The 16,398-nt window shown below is 64.5% G+C and carries 13 protein-coding genes; 8 read left to right on the top strand and 5 right to left on the bottom strand.

The features are described from left to right. The first annotated feature begins 204 nt into the window (after positions 1-204). The 8 genes from P5704_013455 to P5704_013420 all read left to right on the top strand — a co-directional run bounded on the left by P5704_013455 (position 205) and on the right by P5704_013420 (position 9,628). On the top strand, positions 205-951 hold the full coding sequence (locus P5704_013455; protein ID WOF77076.1) for a gamma-glutamyl-gamma-aminobutyrate hydrolase family protein: 747 nt from the start codon (positions 205-207) through the stop codon (positions 949-951). A 42-nt stretch (positions 952-993) separates the two neighbouring features. Continuing rightward, complete coding sequence (locus P5704_013450) at positions 994-2,352, top strand: glutamine synthetase family protein (GenBank protein ID WOF77075.1); 1,359 nt, start codon at positions 994-996, stop codon at positions 2,350-2,352. Between the two features lie 133 nt (positions 2,353-2,485). Further along, entirely contained in the window at positions 2,486-3,844 is a 1,359-nt protein-coding gene (locus P5704_013445; protein ID WOF77074.1) for an aspartate aminotransferase family protein, read from the top strand. Positions 3,845-4,060: 216 nt separating this feature from the next. After that, positions 4,061-5,158: a polyamine ABC transporter substrate-binding protein gene (locus P5704_013440; protein WOF77073.1), complete on the top strand. Its 1,098-nt coding sequence runs from the start codon at positions 4,061-4,063 to the stop codon at positions 5,156-5,158. A 209-nt stretch (positions 5,159-5,367) separates the two neighbouring features. After that, the gene (locus P5704_013435; protein ID WOF77072.1) at positions 5,368-6,453 is read left to right on the top strand and encodes a polyamine ABC transporter substrate-binding protein; all 1,086 of its coding nucleotides are present in this window, start codon (positions 5,368-5,370) and stop codon (positions 6,451-6,453) included. 151 nt (positions 6,454-6,604) lie between these two features. Beyond that, positions 6,605-7,756, top strand: coding sequence for a polyamine ABC transporter ATP-binding protein (potA, locus tag P5704_013430; protein ID WOF77071.1), 1,152 nt, complete (start codon positions 6,605-6,607; stop codon positions 7,754-7,756). Between the two features lie 11 nt (positions 7,757-7,767). After that, complete coding sequence (locus tag P5704_013425; GenBank protein ID WOF81229.1) at positions 7,768-8,649, top strand: ABC transporter permease subunit; 882 nt, start codon at positions 7,768-7,770, stop codon at positions 8,647-8,649. A 76-nt stretch (positions 8,650-8,725) separates the two neighbouring features. Then, positions 8,726-9,628: an ABC transporter permease subunit gene (locus P5704_013420; protein ID WOF77070.1), complete on the top strand. Its 903-nt coding sequence runs from the start codon at positions 8,726-8,728 to the stop codon at positions 9,626-9,628. Between the two features lie 814 nt (positions 9,629-10,442). Here P5704_013420 and P5704_013415 read toward each other — a convergent pair. From P5704_013415 to P5704_013395, 5 genes are read right to left on the bottom strand one after another with little or no spacing between them, the layout of a single operon-like run. After that, positions 10,443-11,738 (bottom strand): NnrS family protein, encoded by a 1,296-nt coding sequence (locus P5704_013415; protein ID WOF77069.1) that lies wholly within the window; start codon positions 11,736-11,738, stop codon positions 10,443-10,445. Further along, positions 11,732-12,556, bottom strand: coding sequence for an ATP-binding cassette domain-containing protein (locus P5704_013410; protein WOF77068.1), 825 nt, complete (start codon positions 12,554-12,556; stop codon positions 11,732-11,734). Before P5704_013410 ends, P5704_013415 begins: the two co-directional genes overlap by 7 nt. Next, entirely contained in the window at positions 12,553-13,344 is a 792-nt protein-coding gene (locus tag P5704_013405; GenBank protein ID WOF77067.1) for an ABC transporter permease subunit, read from the bottom strand. The genes P5704_013410 and P5704_013405 overlap by 4 nt, the downstream gene beginning before the upstream one ends. After that, complete coding sequence (locus P5704_013400; GenBank protein WOF77066.1) at positions 13,341-14,333, bottom strand: MqnA/MqnD/SBP family protein; 993 nt, start codon at positions 14,331-14,333, stop codon at positions 13,341-13,343. Before P5704_013400 ends, P5704_013405 begins: the two co-directional genes overlap by 4 nt. Next, positions 14,333-16,393 (bottom strand): TonB-dependent receptor, encoded by a 2,061-nt coding sequence (locus tag P5704_013395; GenBank protein WOF77065.1) that lies wholly within the window; start codon positions 16,391-16,393, stop codon positions 14,333-14,335. The genes P5704_013400 and P5704_013395 overlap by 1 nt, the downstream gene beginning before the upstream one ends. Positions 16,394-16,398 lie beyond the last annotated feature (5 nt).

Raw genomic sequence — 16,398 nt, 5'->3', positions numbered from 1 at the left:
AGATGCTTGTCTGGGAGTCAATCGAAAAGCCTGTTCACTGTCAATAGTAGCCCGCCAGCGCCCCATGAGTGCCCACAATGGGCCTTTTTTGGGGCATCTCCGGCGCGCTGGAGGTATCGCGCGCCAGGCTAATATTCGGGCTATTGTCTATAAAAATGAACAAGACTACTCTCCGGTATGCCCCATTCGACCAACGAGTATCCCATGCCTCGCAAGCCCCTGATCGGCGTTTCGGCCTGTACCAAGCAGATCGGACATCACAGCTTCCACATCGCCGGTGACAAATACCTGCGTGCCGCGGCGATTGCCGGCGTGCCGCTGGTGATCCCGGCGCTGGATGAGCTGATCGACCCGGCGACTCTGCTGGAAACCTTTGATGGTCTGCTGTTCACCGGCTCGCCGTCGAATGTCGAGCCGCATCAGTATGGCGGTCCGGCGAGCGAGGCGGGTACCCATCACGATCCCTTGCGCGACCGCCTGACCCTGCCGCTGATTCGCGCGGCCGTCGAGGCGGGCATCCCGGTGTTCGGCATCTGCCGGGGCTTCCAGGAAATGAACGTGGCCTTTGGCGGTAGCCTGCTCCAGAAGGTTCACGAGGCCGGCCCCTATCAGGACCACCGGGAACGTCCGGACGATCCGCTGGAGGTGCAATACGGCCTCAGCCATCCGCTGCATGTGCAGCCGGGTGGCCTGCTCGAGCAACTGGGCCTGCCGGCGCAGATCCAGGTCAACTCGGTACATGGCCAGGGCGTCGAGCGGCTCGGCGCCGGTCTGCGTATCGAGGCGCTGGCGCCGGACGGGCTGATCGAGGCGTTCTCCGTCGAGCAGGCGCGCAGCTTCGCCCTGGGCGTGCAGTGGCATCCGGAGTGGCAGGTTCACGAGCATCCACACTATCTGACGTTGTTCCGTGGCTTCGCCGAAGCCTGCGAGGCGCACGCCCGACAACGCTGACGGCCGACCCTGGCGGCCCTCCCCAGCAATCCCGAGGTCAACATGAGTATCCAACTCGACCAGCTCACCGGCTGGCTGAAAGAACGCAAGATCACCGAAGTGGAATGCCTGATCAGCGACCTGACCGGGATCGCCCGCGGCAAGATTTCACCGACCAATAAATTTCTCGACGAAAAGGGCATGCGTCTGCCGGAGAGCGTGCTGCTACAGACCGTGACCGGTGATTACGTCGAAGACGACATCTATTACGAGCTGCTCGACCCGGCCGACATCGACATGTTCTGCCGGCCCGACCCGAACGCGGTGTTCCTCGTGCCTTGGGCCATCGAGCCGACCGCCCAGGTGATCCACGACACCTACGACAAGACGGGCAACCCCATCGAGCTGTCGCCGCGCAACATCTTGAAGCGCGTACTGAAGATGTACGCCGATCGCGGCTGGCAGCCCATCGTCGCGCCGGAGATGGAGTTCTACCTGACCAAGCGCTGCGAGGATCCGGATCTGCCGTTCCAGCCGCCGATCGGTCGTTCCGGCCGCCAGGAGACCGGCCGCCAGTCGTTCTCCATCGACGCCGCCAACGAATTCGATCCGCTGTTCGAGGACATGTACGACTGGTGCGAAGCGCAGGGTCTGGATCTGGACACGCTGATCCACGAGGAAGGTACCGCGCAGATGGAAATCAACTTCCGTCATGGCGAGGCGCTGCACCTGGCCGACCAGATCCTGGTGTTCAAGCGCACCATGCGCGAGGCGGCGCTCAAGCACAACGTCGCCGCCACCTTCATGGCCAAGCCGATGACCGGCGAACCGGGCAGTGCGATGCACCTGCACCAGAGCGTGATCGAGCTGGAGACCGGGCGCAACATCTTCTCCAACGAAGACGGTTCCATGAGCCAGCTGTTCCTGCACCACGTCGGCGGCCTGCAGAAGTACATCCCCGAGCTGTTGCCGATGTTCGCGCCCAACGTCAATTCGTTCCGCCGCTTCCTGCCCGACACCTCGGCGCCGGTGAACGTCGAATGGGGCGAGGAAAACCGTACCGTCGGCCTGCGCGTGCCGGATTCCGACCCGCAGAACCGCCGCGTCGAGAACCGCCTCGCCGGCGCCGACGCCAACCCCTACCTGGCCATCGCCGCCAGCCTGCTGTGCGGCTACATCGGCATGGTCGAGCAGTTGCCGCCGAGCCAGCCGGTCAAGGGCCGTGGCTATGAACGGCGCAATCTGCGCCTGCCGCTGACGCTGGAAGCGGCGCTGGAGCGGATGGAAACCTGCCGCGAGCTGGAGAAGTACCTGAGCCCGAAATTCATCACCGGCTACGTCGCGGTCAAGCGCGCCGAGCAGGAGAACTACCACCGCGTGATCAGCTCCTGGGAGCGGGAATTCCTGATGCTGTCGGTCTAAAAGCAGCCGGAAGCCGGAAGCCGGAAGCCGGAAGCCGGAAGCCGGAAGCCGGAAGCTCGGGGCTTCAAGCTTCAAGCTTCAAGCTTCAGCCAAGAGCAAAAATCAAACGACGGGACCAATCGAGAGGTGACTGATGAGCGATTCGCAAACCCTGCACTGGCAAGCGCTGAGCCGCGACCATCATTTGCCGCCGTTCACCGATTACAAGGCGCTGAACGCCAAAGGCACGCGCATCATCACCAAGGCGTCCGGCGTCTACCTGTGGGACAGCGAAGGGCACAAGATCCTCGATGCCATGGCCGGGCTCTGGTGCGTCAACCTGGGCTACGGTCGCGAGGAACTGGTCGAGGCCGCGACCAGGCAGATGCGCGAACTGCCGTATTACAACCTGTTCTTCCAGACCGCCCATCCGCCGGCCGTAGCCCTGGCCAAGGCGATCGCCGACATCGCGCCGGCCGGGATGAACCATGTGTTCTTCACCGGCTCGGGCTCGGAGGCCAACGACACCGTGCTGCGCATGGTGCGCCATTACTGGGCGATCAAGGGCCAGCCGGCGAAGAAGGTGGTCATCGGCCGCTGGAACGGCTATCACGGCTCGACCATCGCCGGCGCCAGCCTTGGCGGGATGAAGGCCATGCACGAGCAGGGTGACGGCCCGATTCCCGGTATCGAGCACATCGACCAGCCCTACTGGTTCGGCGAAGGCGGCGACATGAGCCCGGAAGAGTTCGGCGTACGCATCGCCGACCAGCTGGAGCAGAAGATTCTCGAGGTCGGCGAGGACAAGGTCGCCGCCTTCATCGCCGAGCCGATCCAGGGCGCAGGCGGCGTGATCATCCCGCCCGAGAGCTATTGGCCGCGGGTCAAGGAAATCCTCGTGCGCTACGACATCCTGTTCATCGCCGACGAGGTCATCTGCGGCTTCGGCCGTACCGGTGAGTGGTTCGGTAGCGACTACTACGGCCTCGAGCCGGACCTGATGCCGATCGCCAAGGGCCTGACCTCCGGCTACATCCCCATGGGCGGCGTGGTGGTACGCGACGAAGTGGTGCACACGCTCAACGAGGGCGGCGAGTTCTACCATGGCTTCACCTACTCGGGGCATCCGGTGGCTGCTGCGGTGGCGCTGGAGAACATCCGCATCCTGCGCGAGGAGAAGATCGTCGAGCGGGTCAAGACGAAGACGGCACCCTATTTGCAGTCTCGCTGGCAGGAACTGCTCGAGCATCCGTTGGTGGGCGAGGCGCGAGGTGTCGGCCTGCTCGGTGCGCTCGAACTGGTCAAGAACAAGAAGACCCGCGAACGCTTCGCCGACCCCGGCGTGGGCATGCTCTGTCGCGAGCACTGCTTCCGCAACGGCCTGGTGATGCGTGCGGTTGGCGACACCATGATCATCTCGCCACCGCTGGTGATCGGCGAAGAGCAGATCGACGAGCTGGTCGGCAAGGTGCGGTTGTGCCTCGACGCCACGGCCAAGGATGCGCTGGGTTGAGCCGGGCGGCAGCCCGCGCCAGCTGAGCTAAGTTTGTCGTTTGCACCGCTGTGCGTTCGGCTTGTTGAAAAGTGGGGCCTGACCTTGCCAGACTGCGCGCGTGCTGGAGGCCAGACCTGCCGAGGGTGTGTCGATGCCGCCACACCGCCAGGCCGCCGTGTGTTCATGGCCTGTTCCACTGCCCCGACATTAATGATGACAACAGGAGCTGCACGGATGAATCCCTTCGCCAAGACACTACTTGCCATGACGCTGGCCGGCACCGTTGCCGGGGCTGCGCAGGCCCAGGAAAAGGTTCTGCACGTCTACAACTGGTCCGACTACATCGCCGAAGACACCCTGGAGAACTTCACCAAGGAAACCGGTATCAAGGTCGTCTACGACGTTTTCGACAGCAACGAAGTGCTGGAAGCCAAACTGCTGGCCGGCAGCTCCGGTTATGACGTGGTGGTGCCGTCCAACCCTTTCCTGGCCAAGCAGATCAAGGCCGGCGTGTTCCAGAAGCTGGACAAGTCCAAGCTGCCGAACTGGGAAAATCTCGACAAGGACCTGCTCAAGGCGCTTGAGCCGAGCGATCCGGGCAACCAGTACTCCATTCCCTACATGTGGGGCACCATCGGCATCGGCTACAACGTCGACAAGGTCAAGGCCGTGCTGGGTGAAAACGCGCCGGTGGATTCCTGGGACCTGGTGTTCAAGCCGGAAAACATCGAGAAGCTGAAGTCCTGCGGCGTTTCCTTCCTCGACTCGCCGACCGAAATCCTCCCTGCCGCCCTGCATTACCTGGGCTATGCCCCGGACAGCGGCAAGGCCGACGAGCTGAAGAAGGCCGAAGAACTGTTCATGCAGATCCGTCCGCATGTGGCCTACTTCCACTCCTCCAAGTACATCTCCGACCTGGCCAATGGCGAGTCCTGCGTGGCGATCGGCTATTCGGGTGACATCTACCAGGCCAAGGCGCGCGCCGAGGAAGCCGGCAACGGCGTCAACGTCGGTTACAAGATTCCCAAGGAAGGTGCCGGCAGCTTCTTCGACATGCTGGCCGTGCCGGCCGACGCGAAGAACGTCGACAGCGCCCATGCCTTCATCAACTACCTGATGAAGCCGGAAGTCATGGCGTCGATCACCGACTACGTGCAGTTCCCCAACGGCAACGCCGCGGCCACCCCGCTGGTGGACGAGGCGATTCGTACCGACCCGGGCATCTACCCGAGCCAGGACGTGCTGAAGAAGCTGTACACCTTCCCTGACCTCGATCCGAAAACCCAGCGCGCCATGACCCGCAGCTGGACCAAGATCAAGTCGGGTCGCTGATACGACCGATCCGGTGCCGGGCCGCATGGAGCATGCGTACCGGCACCGGAGTCCGGCCAGGCGCAGCTCGTTGCGTTGCCACGTATTCCTTGTCTTTTGTGATGCACCGACATTTGCATCAAATCTGTTGATTTTCAGAGGTTTTTCCAATAAACAGCCCGCCTTTCCCGCCGGGATCACGCGCGGCCTGTAACAAGAGGACTCATCCCATGCGCTCGACACTCAAGTCGTTGATCGTCGCCGCCGCCGTAGCCGGTGCGGCCACCGCCCAGGCCGCCTCCGTGCATATCTACAACTGGTCGGATTACATCGGCGAAACGACGCTGGAGGAGTTCGAGAAGGAGACTGGCATCAAGCCCGTCTACGATGTCTTCGATTCCAACGAAACCCTTGAAGGCAAGCTGCTGGCCGGTCGTAGCGGCTACGACGTGGTGGTGCCTTCCAATCATTTTCTCGGCAAGCAGATTCGCGCCGGCGCCTTCCAGGCCCTGGACAAGAGCAAGCTGCCGAACTGGGAAAACATCGATCCGGCACTGCTCAAGCAACTGCAGAAGAACGATCCCGACAATGCCCATGCGGCACCCTATCTGTGGGGCACCAACGGCATCGGCTACAACGTCGAGAAGGTCAAGGCGGCCCTCGGCGTCGACCGGATCGACTCATGGGCGGTGATCTTCGAGCCGGAAAATGCCGAGAAGCTGGCCAGCTGTGGCATCGCCTTTCTCGATTCCGCTGACGAGATGATCCCGGCCATGCTCAATTACCTGGGGCTCGATCCCAACAGCGAGAACGCGGCGGACTATCAGAAGGCCGAGGAGAAGCTTCTGGCCGTGCGACCGCATGTGCGTTATTTCCACTCGTCCAAATACATTTCCGATCTGGCCAATGGCAATATCTGCGTCGCCGCCGGGTTCTCCGGTGACGTCTTCCAGGCCGCCGCTCGCGCCGAGGAAGCCGGCAAGGGTGTCGAGATCGCCTACGCCATTCCCAAGGAAGGCGCGAACCTCTGGTTCGACATGCTCGCCATTCCCGCGGATGCCAGCAACGTCGAAGAGGCCCATGCTTTCATCAACTACCTGCTGCGCCCCGAGGTGATTGCCGCGGTGAGCGACTACGTCGGTTACGCCAATCCCAATCTCAAGGCAGGCGAGCTGATGGACCAGGAAGTGCGCGGCGATGCCTCGGTGTATCCGCCGCAGGAAGTGCTCGACCGGCTGTACGTCTCCGCCGAGCTGCCGCCCAAGGTTCAGCGGCTGTCGACCCGCTCCTGGACCAAGGTGAAATCCGGCAAGTGAACTTCAGGGCCTGTTCCCGTTCCGTCTGCGGCAGTGCCGGTGGCGAATCGGAGCCGGCCGATCGGGAGCGCGTCTGGCGACGCGCTCTCTGCAACGACCATTAAATGCCCGGCGCAGGCCGGCCAATCTTTTTCATTTCGGGAGTTCGCGCATGGCCGTTGCCTCCAGCGCCTACAAGAAAGCCCTCAGTGGCGAAAGCAAGAACAAGCAGGTGCTGCTGAAGATCGACCGCGTCACCAAGAAGTTCGACGAAACGGTGGCGGTCGATGATGTCTCGCTGAGCATCCATCAGGGCGAAATCTTCGCGCTGCTCGGTGGCTCGGGTTCGGGCAAGTCGACCCTGCTACGCATGCTCGCCGGCTTCGAGCGGCCCACCGAGGGGCGCATCTTCCTCGATGGACAGGACATCACCGACATGCCGCCCTACGAGCGGCCGATCAACATGATGTTCCAGTCCTACGCGCTGTTCCCGCACATGACGGTGGAGCAGAACATCGCCTTCGGCCTCAAGCAGGATGGCCTGCCGAAAGAGGAAGTCGAGGCGCGGGTGAAGGAAATGCTCGGTCTGGTGCAGATGACCCAGTACGCCAAGCGCAAGCCACATCAGCTGTCCGGTGGCCAGCGCCAGCGCGTCGCCCTGGCGCGCTCGCTGGCCAAGCGGCCGAAGCTGCTGCTGCTCGACGAACCCATGGGCGCGCTGGACAAGAAGCTGCGCTCGCAGATGCAGCTGGAACTGGTGCAGATCATCGAGCGCGTCGGCGTGACCTGCGTGATGGTCACCCACGACCAGGAAGAGGCCATGACCATGGCCGAGCGCATCGCCATCATGCATCTGGGCTGGATCGCCCAGGTCGGCAGCCCGATGGACATTTACGAGACGCCGGCGAGCCGCCTGGTCTGCGAATTCATCGGCAACGTCAACCTGTTCGACGGCGAGCTGATCGAAGACATGGGTGACCATGCCGTGATCGCCAGCCCAAGCCTTGAGAACCCGATCTACGTCGGCCATGGCATCAGTACCCGCGCCGAGGACAAACAGATCACCTACGCGATTCGCCCGGAAAAGCTGCTGATCGGCACCGAACTGCCAGAGCTGGAGCGCCCCGGCTACAACTGGGCCAAGGGCGTCGTGCACGACATCGCCTACCTCGGCGGCCACTCGGTGTACTACATCAAGTTGCCGTCCGGCGGCGTGCTGCAGGCCTTCATGGCCAACGCCGAACGTCACGTGAAACTGCCGACCTGGGAGGAAGAGGTGTACGTGTACTGGTGGGATGACAGCGGCGTGGTATTGCAGGCATGAAGCGCTCGCCCCTGAATACCGGGCGCCGACTGGTCATCGGCGTGCCCTTCCTGTGGCTGATGCTGTTCTTCCTGCTGCCCTTCGCCATTGTGCTGAAGATCAGCTTTGCCGAAGCGGATGTGGCCATTCCGCCGTACACCGACATCTTCGCCTATGCCGACCAGCAGCTGCAGGTGCTGATCAACCTGGGCAACTACATCTTCCTCAGCGAAGACGAGCTGTATCTGGCGGCCTATCTGGGCTCGCTGCGGATCGCCTTCTTCAGCACGCTGCTCTGCCTGCTGATCGGCTATCCGATGGCTTACGCCATTGCCCGTGCGCGCAAGGACCTGCAGACGGTTCTGCTACTGCTGATCATGATGCCGACCTGGACCGCCATCCTGATTCGCGTCTACGCCTGGATGGGCATCCTCAGCAGCAACGGCATCCTCAACGGACTGTTGCAGGGCCTCGGCCTGATCGACGCGCCATTGCAGATCCTCAATACCGACGCCGCGGTGTACATCGGTGTGGTCTATTCCTACCTGCCGTTCATGATCCTGCCGCTTTACGCCAACCTGGTGAAGCATGACCCGAGCCTGCTCGAGGCGGCTTCCGACCTCGGCGCGCGCAACCTCACCAGCTTCTGGAAGATCACCGTGCCGTTGTCGAAGAACGGCATCATCGCCGGCTGCATGCTGGTGTTCATTCCGGTGGTAGGCGAGTTCGTCATCCCCGAACTGCTCGGTGGCCCGGAGACGCTGATGATCGGCAAGGTGCTGTGGCAGGAGTTCTTCAACAACCGTGACTGGCCAGTGGCTTCGGCGCTGGCGGTGGTGATGCTGGCGATCCTGCTGGTACCGATCATCCTGTTCAACCGGAACCAGGCGAAAGAGCTGGAGGGCAAGCTATGACCTACCCGACTCGCTGCCTGTCCTGTTCAACCGGCTCTTCATCCATAAGCATGGCCAAGGAACTGGAGGGCAAGCTATGAGGCGCTGGAGCTTTTCCAACCTGATCCTGGTGCTCGGGCTGCTGTTCATCTACCTGCCGATGGTGATTCTGGTCATCTACTCGTTCAACGCCTCGCGGTTGGTGACGGTGTGGGGCGGCTGGTCGCTGAAATGGTACGCCGGCCTGCTCGATAACTCCCAGCTGATGGGCGCGGTGATGCGCTCGCTGGAAGTCGCCGCCTACACCGCGATCGCCGCGGTGGCGCTGGGCACCATGGCCGCCTTCGTGCTCACGCGTATCCCGGTATTCCGCGGCCGCACGCTGTTCGGTGGCCTGGTCACCGCGCCGCTGGTGATGCCGGAAGTGATCACCGGCCTGTCGCTGCTGCTGCTGTTCGTCGCCATGGCGCAACTGATCGGCTGGCCGGCGCAGCGCGGGCTGGTGACCATCTGGATCGCTCACACCACGTTCTGCTCGGCCTACGTTGCGGTGGTGGTGATGGCGCGCCTGCGCGAGCTCGACCTGTCCATCGAGGAAGCGGCGATGGACCTCGGTGCGCGGCCGTGGAAGGTGTTCTTCCTGATCACCATGCCGATGATCGCACCGTCGCTGGCCGCAGGCGGCATGCTGTCCTTCGCCCTGTCGCTGGACGATCTGGTGCTGGCCAGCTTCGTCTCCGGCCCCGGCTCGACCACCCTGCCGATGGAGATCTTCTCCGCCGTGCGCCTGGGGGTGAAGCCGGAGATCAACGCGGTGGCCAGTCTGATCCTGCTCAGCGTGTCGCTGGCAACCTTCCTTGCCTGGTATCTCACCCGGCGTGCCGAGAAGCGCCGCATCCGCGCGATGCAGCAGGCGATGGATGAAACCACTGGCAATCCCACCTGGCGCCAGGTGATCGACAGTCGCAAGGTGCCGGTGCCGCCCTCGGCGCATAGCTGAATCCACCTACGGTTCTCGGCGATGGTGTGGATGCGAACCCGTTCGGCGGGTTGCAACCCGCCCTGCGTTGGACGGCATCTCGTTCGGCGCATAGCTGACAAATCCACCGTAGGTTGGGTTGAGGCGCGTAGCGCCGAAGCCCAACACACGCGCAGGTGATGCACGACCTCCGCCCGTTGGGCTTCGCTACGCTCAACCCAACCTACGGTAGCGCCGGGGGCGAGCCGTGTCGCAGGCCCGTCCGCGCGGTCACGCATCCGCCTGACCGGCATGTAAGCCTTGCCTTATCGGTGGGTTCTGTTTTTACGGTGAGGCACGGCTCGGCGATGGTGTGGGTGCGACCCCCGTTCGGCGGGTTGCAACCCGCCCTGCGTTGGACGGGATCTCGTTCGGCGCATAGCTGACAAATCCACCGTAGGTTGGGTTGAGGCGCGTAGCGCCGAAGCCCAACACACGCGCAGGTGATGCACGACCTCCGCCCGTTGGGCTTCGCTACGCTCAACCCAACCTACGGTAGCGCTGGGGGCGAGCCGTGTCGCAGGTCCGTCCGCGCGGTCACGCATCCGCCTGACCGGCATGTAAGCCTTGTCTTATCGGTGGGTTCTGTTTTTACGGTGAGGCACGGCTCGGCGATGGTGTGGGTGCGAACCTCGTTCGGCGGGTTGCAACCCGCCCTGCGTTGGACGGGATCTCGTTCGGCGCATAGCTGACAAATCCCCCGTAGGTTGGGTTGAGGCGCGTAGCGCCGAAGCCCAACACACGCGCAGGTGATGCACGACCTCCGCCCGTTGGGCTTCGCTACGCTCAACCCAACCTACGGTAGCGCCGGGGGCGAGTCGTGTCGCAGGCCCGTCCGCGCGGTCACGCATCCGCCTGAAGTCGCGGTTTCCTGCGGTTCCTCGCAACCCTGGCCGCCGTCCGGCCGGGGACGTAGCCAGACCGGCGCCAGGTAGCGGCAGGCCAGGGCAAAGGCTGCCAGCCAGCCGAGGCCGGCCAGCAGCGTCAGCACCTGCGCCGGCGCGCCCGAGAGGCCCGCGCCCGCGCGCAGCAATGCGGCCAGCACCAGCAGTGCGGCCGCCAGCGGTACCCAGCGCCGCTGATCCAGTGCATAACCGCTGTGGGTGCGCCCGGCGATGCACAACACGGCCAGAATCGATACGCCCATGGCGCCGAGCGTCAGCAGATGGCGCCCGGCGCTGCTGGCAAAACCGTCGGTGAGCAGTGAGATGCCCAGTGCGCCATAGCCCAGCGCCATCAGCCAATAGACGCTGTAGAGCATCAGCGACCAGCGCTCCAGCAACGCGCGGCCGATGTGCCAGTCGTTGAGCAGATTGAGCATGGCTGCCGCCGTGGCCAGCGCCAGCCAGCCGTTGAGCGGCGCCGGCAGGGCCAGCCATTCGGCGAGGCTGAACAGGCTGATGCAGAAGATCGCCAGATTGCGTCGTGGCGGGCGCGCGCGGTAGTCCTCGTCCACTTCGTGCCCGGCATTCCGGCGTGCCTGAATGGCGTCGTTGAGGATGCGCATGGAGATTCGGCTCATGGCTACCACGATCAGCACCATCATCACGCCGATGCCAGCGTACAGCCAGCGCATCGGGTACTGGCCGCCGACGGCATCGATATGAAAGCCGACAGTCACCAGCGCCAGCGCGCCGAGCCCGCCGCAGAAGCCGTACTGCCGGCGCAGCGGGTCGCCCAGCAGACGCGGTGCGAGCAGCACCAGCAGGGCGATGGCGAAGACGCTGTTGAACAGCGCCGCCGGCCACGGCCCGATTGCGCCGGAAAGCCAGAAGCTCAGCCTGGCCGCGAGCCACAGCAGTAGAAAGCCGAAACCTACCGGCCGACCGAATGCCGCGGTGGCGGTAAATTCCGGCACCGCGGTGAGGACGAAGCCGGCGACTGCCGCAAGACCGAAGCCGAGCAGCATTTCGTGGGCATGCCATACCAGCGGTCCACCCGGCACGCCTGGCAGCGGCAACCCGAACCCGAGAAAACCCAGCCATAGCGCGACGCCAGTCACCGCCAGCAGCACGGTGGCGAGAAACAGCGGACGGAAGCTGCACAGCAGCAGCGGCCAGTTGGCGAGTCGCGGCGATAAGGTTTTCAGCATCGTGAGCGCGCTCTGCTGGCGGAGGGCGAGGGTGCCGCCTCGCGAATGACGACTTTGGCGACGTTAGGCAAGGTCTGCGGCGCACGGCTGGCCAGGCCGAAACTCTCCCGTACGGCCGGCAACTGCAGCAATTCGGCGGTGTGCTGGTAGATCCAGGCGTCGCTGCGCTGCACGGCTGGCAGATCCAGCGCCAGGTGACTGACGATGCGCCCCGGCTCGGCAGCCATGATCAGGATTCGATCCGCCAGGCGCACGGCTTCCATCAGGTCGTGGGTAATCATCAGCACGCCCATGCCGCGTGCGGCCTGCTCGGCCAGCAGGAGTGCATAGAGATCTTCCTTCAGGCCGATGTCGAGCGCGGCGAATGGCTCGTCGAGCAGCAGCAGGTCGGGTTGCAGTACCAGCGCCCTGGCCAGCGATACACGACTCTGCATGCCGCCGGAGAGTTGGTGCGGGAACTTGTCGAGGTCGCCCGCCGCCAGCCCCAGGCGCAGCGCCAGCGAACCGGACTGTCGCAGGCGCTCGCGCCGACCGCCGCCACGAGCCTTGAGTCCCAGCGCGATGTTGTCGACGGTGGTCTTCCATGGCAGCAGCCGCGGGTGCTGGAACATGCTCGCAGGGTTGTCGAAACCGTTGTCGATTCGCCCCTCCTGCACGTCCAGCAAGCCCGCGCACAGGTGTAGCAGGGTGGTCTTGCCACAGCCGGACGGGCCGACCAGCGCGACCACCTCGCCGGCAGCAAGACTGAAATCGATGCCGCTGAAGATCTCGTCACGGCCAAAGGCATGCGCCAGGCCGTGGATATGCAATTGCGTCATGAGGCCACCTCGCGCCAGCGTTCGACTTCGCGCTTGATCGGCTCCAGCAGCAGGTACTCGACAGCCAGCAGCAGGCCGACCACGGCGGTAATCCAGGCCATGGTGGCGCTGGTGTCCAGGTGCGAGCGCGACACCGCCAGGGCGGCGCCGACGCCGTCCTGGGTGGCCAGCAGCTCGGCCATCACCACGATCTTCCAGGCCATGCCGAGGGCGGTGATCCAGGCGGGGAACAGGTAAGAGACGACATGCGGCAGGTAGACGTCGAAGAACAGCATGTGTCGTGGCAGGCGGAAGGCCAGAGCCATGTCCTTGAGCTGGTTGTCCAGGGTGCGGGTGCCCTGCAGTGCGCCGACGAACACCAGCGGAAAGCTGGCGATGAATACGGTGAACACCGGCGTGCCGTCGCTGGCGCCGAACCAGAGCATGGCCAGTACCAGCCAGGCGATCGGCGGCATGCCCATGAGCACGGTGACCAGCGGCCGCGCCATCATCGAGGCGGTCATGGACACACCGGCGGCGAGCCCGAGCACGCTGCCGACCAGTACGGAAAGCGCGAAGCCGAGCAAGGCCCGGCGACTGGTGGCCAGCAACTCCGGCCAGGCTGCCCCTTCGTCGATCAGCTGGAGCAGACGGGAGAAGGTTTCCAGCGGTGCCGGCAGCACCAGCGCGCCATAGTGGCTGGCAATCGCCTCCCAGGCCGCTAGCAACAGACACAGGCTGGCCAGCGCGCCCCAGCCGCTCCACAGGTAGCCGGGCAGGCTGGCCAGCCAGCTGCGCAGCAGGCTCATGGCTGGTCATCGACCGGTGAGTAGAAGTCATCTGCTGGCAGCTTGCCGCCAATCAGCGCCGGATTCTTTTTCAGTAGCAGCTCGAACAGGAACTCGACCTCCGCTCGCGCTTCGCTGGCGGGTACAGCGTTCATCTGCGCCACGGCCAACGAATCGGTTACCGCTTCGGCGTTGAGCATCGGCAGATGACTGGCGACCAGCTGGCCGCAGCGCTCGGCGTTGGCGCTGCACCAGTGCAGCGAGTCGGTGTAGGCCTGGGCGATCCGCGCGGCGATCTGCGGCTGGTCTTTCACGCTGGCCATCAGCGCGATACCGGCCTGGGGGATGCGCGCTTCGCGTTGCAGCAGGCGACCCCATTCCTGTTGCAGGTCGACGCTGCGATACAGGTCCGGTGCGACCAGCCCCAGCGGCCCCTCGCTGGCCTTGCGCAGGGCCATGGAGATGGCCGGCTCGGCGAGCAGGGCGTGGTCGGTGCGGCGCATCAGCAGCAGCTGCATGGCGTCGATGGGGGTGGCGACGTAGCGCAGACGCAGGTCCTTGCGCACATCGATGCCGGCACGCTCGGCCAGCAGGCCGAAGAGGATATCCGGCATGTCGCCGCGGAACGGCATGGCGATTTCCTTGCCGCGCAGCTCGTCCAGGGTGGTCAGGCCCTGTTCGCGGGACACCAGCCAGAGCAGCCCCCAGGTCGAGACATTGAGCATGCGCAGCTTGGCGCCACGGTTGTAGAGGTTGGCCGCGACGTTGACGGGCATGGCCAGCACGTCCGCCTGCTGGTTCAGCGCCAGCAGGCGCAACTGGTCGGGATCGCGCCAGCTGACGAATTCCACCTTGTCCGCCAGGTCGTCCAGTGCGCCGGATTCGACCATGTGGATCAGCGGATTCGATACCGACGAAGAAGGGCCGGCCAGGACCAGGCGCGGCAGTTTGTCCGCCAGCGCTGGTGCCCCGGCCACCAGCAGGACGACCAACAGCAGACGGCGGAGCATCAGAAGCTCCCGCTCAGCGCGACGGTAATGCCGCGCCCGGGTGCTTCCAGCTCGTCGCCGCTGATGCCATCGGCCAGATGCTCGTGGTAGGCCTTGTCGAACAGGTTGCTCAGGCGCACATCGAGGTTGGCGGTCTGCAGCACGCCGATCTTGCCGAAGCCCCAGCCGAGACTGGCATCGGCGGTAACGAAGCCTGCGGTACGGTCCTCACCGCCGCGGGTGAACTCGATCGCTACACGATCCTGCTCGGCGACCGCACGCAGCTGGGCATGCCAGTAGAGACCGCGCTCGGCTGGCTGGCCGATGCCCAGGGTCAGCTCGTGGGCTGGCATCTGGTGCAGTGGTTCGTCGTCCTGTTCGTTCTCGCCGCGCAGCCAGGTGAAGCTGCCGTCCACCACGAAGGCGCCGACACCCTTGCTGGCACTGCCTTCGAGGCCGTAGATCACCACTTTGTCGAGGTTCTCGGTGCGCTTGATCGGCAGCCCGTTGGGCGCGTTGGTGCCGGTCACCCGGCCGGCGATGTAATCGTCGATGCGGGTGTGGAAGGCTGCCAGCTGATAGGTGAAATCGCCATCGCTACCCTTGAGGCCGAACTCGAAACTGGTGGAGCGCTCCGGGTCCAGCTGCGGATTGCCGACATGGAAGTAGCCGTCGCCGCGCGGCGCATCGTCGTAGCGCTCGCGCATGTCGGCGGCGCGGTAGGCCTGGCCGATGTTGGCGTAGAGATTGAGGGTGTCTGTCAGCGGGTGCAGCGCGCCCAGCGACCACGACAGGTTATGGTCGCTGCTGTCCAGGCCGCTGGTTCTCAATGACGGGCCGTTGCCCTTGGCGCGGGCATCGGCGCTGATGCGATCGTAGCGGGCGCCGGCGGTGAACCGTGTCTGGCCGAGGTCGAATTCGTCATGCACGAACAGCCCGTAGGATTCGATCTCGGCATCCTTGAAGGGGTCGTTGCGCTGGTTGTTGTTGAAGGTCGGTGGGCCATCCACGTAGCGCTCCGGATCGCCGGTCATCTTCCAGCCGTCGACGCCCACCGTCAGCAGGTGATCGGCGACCGGCACCACCCAGCTCGAGCGCAGCCCATGAGTGATGAAGCTGACGTCGTTGCGAACGTAGTCGCGGTCGAGCCGTTCGGAGTAGGCACGGATCTCCCGGTAGACCTCCTGACGATAGAGTTCGGTGGTCAGGGTGCCTTCACCGAGGCCGTTTTCCAGACCGATCTGGAACAGCTCGCGCTGCTGTTGCGGCGAATGGATGGTCGCGGTACCGAGTGGTACCGGGATGCCGGCGCCGCCCGGCTGGCCGCCGGTGCGCGCCGAGCCCGGGTACCAGACGTCGCGGTCGGTGTGGCGCTGGACGTTCAGGTTGACGCTGACATCCTCGGCCAGGCGCTGCTTGTACTTGAGCAACAGCGTATCGGAGCTGTAACCGGTGTTTTCTTCGGTGCCGCTGGGGCTCTTGTAGTCGTTGACCTTGCGCCCGGCAACGCCCAGCACCAGCGCATGATCGCTGCTGGAGTCGCGCAGCAGCGTAGCGCCGGCGAAGCCCTTGTCGATGCTGCTGGCGCTGGTGGAGAAACGTCCGCTGCGTTCGTTCTGCTCGGTGAAGCGTGCCTGTGGCGTGATCAGGTTGACCACCCCGCCCATGGCGCCGCTGCCGTACAGCACCGAGCCCGGTCCCTTGACCACTTCGGCACGCTCCAGCAGGCCGAGATCGAGCATGGATGCCAGCGAGCCCTGCGGCTGGCCGGAGTTGACCCGCACGCCGTCGACCATCAGCACCACGCTTTCCTTCTTCATGCCGCGCAACACCGGGTTCTGTCCCCAGGCGCCGTCGCTGTGCACGGCCAGGCCCGGCTTGCCGCGGAACAGGCTACCGGCCGGCGCTGCCGTTTCGGCTGGCTGTGCCTGCAGCACCTCGATGGCTTGCGGAATGTCCTGTGTCGCGGCCTCGTAGCCCTTGGCGGTGACGACGGTTTCCTGCAGCTCCAGCGGAGCGGCGAGTGCGGAGGTGCTGGCGGCCAGGCAGGCCAGGGCGAGTGGGTGAAGACGGAGGATCATCGAAC

This window comes from Pseudomonas sp. FeN3W, from assembly GCA_030263805.2.
GTDB classification, from domain to species: domain Bacteria; phylum Pseudomonadota; class Gammaproteobacteria; order Pseudomonadales; family Pseudomonadaceae; genus Stutzerimonas; species Stutzerimonas stutzeri_G.
Note: the sequence above shows the minus strand (reverse complement) of the source record. Positions and strands in the feature narration are given on the sequence as shown.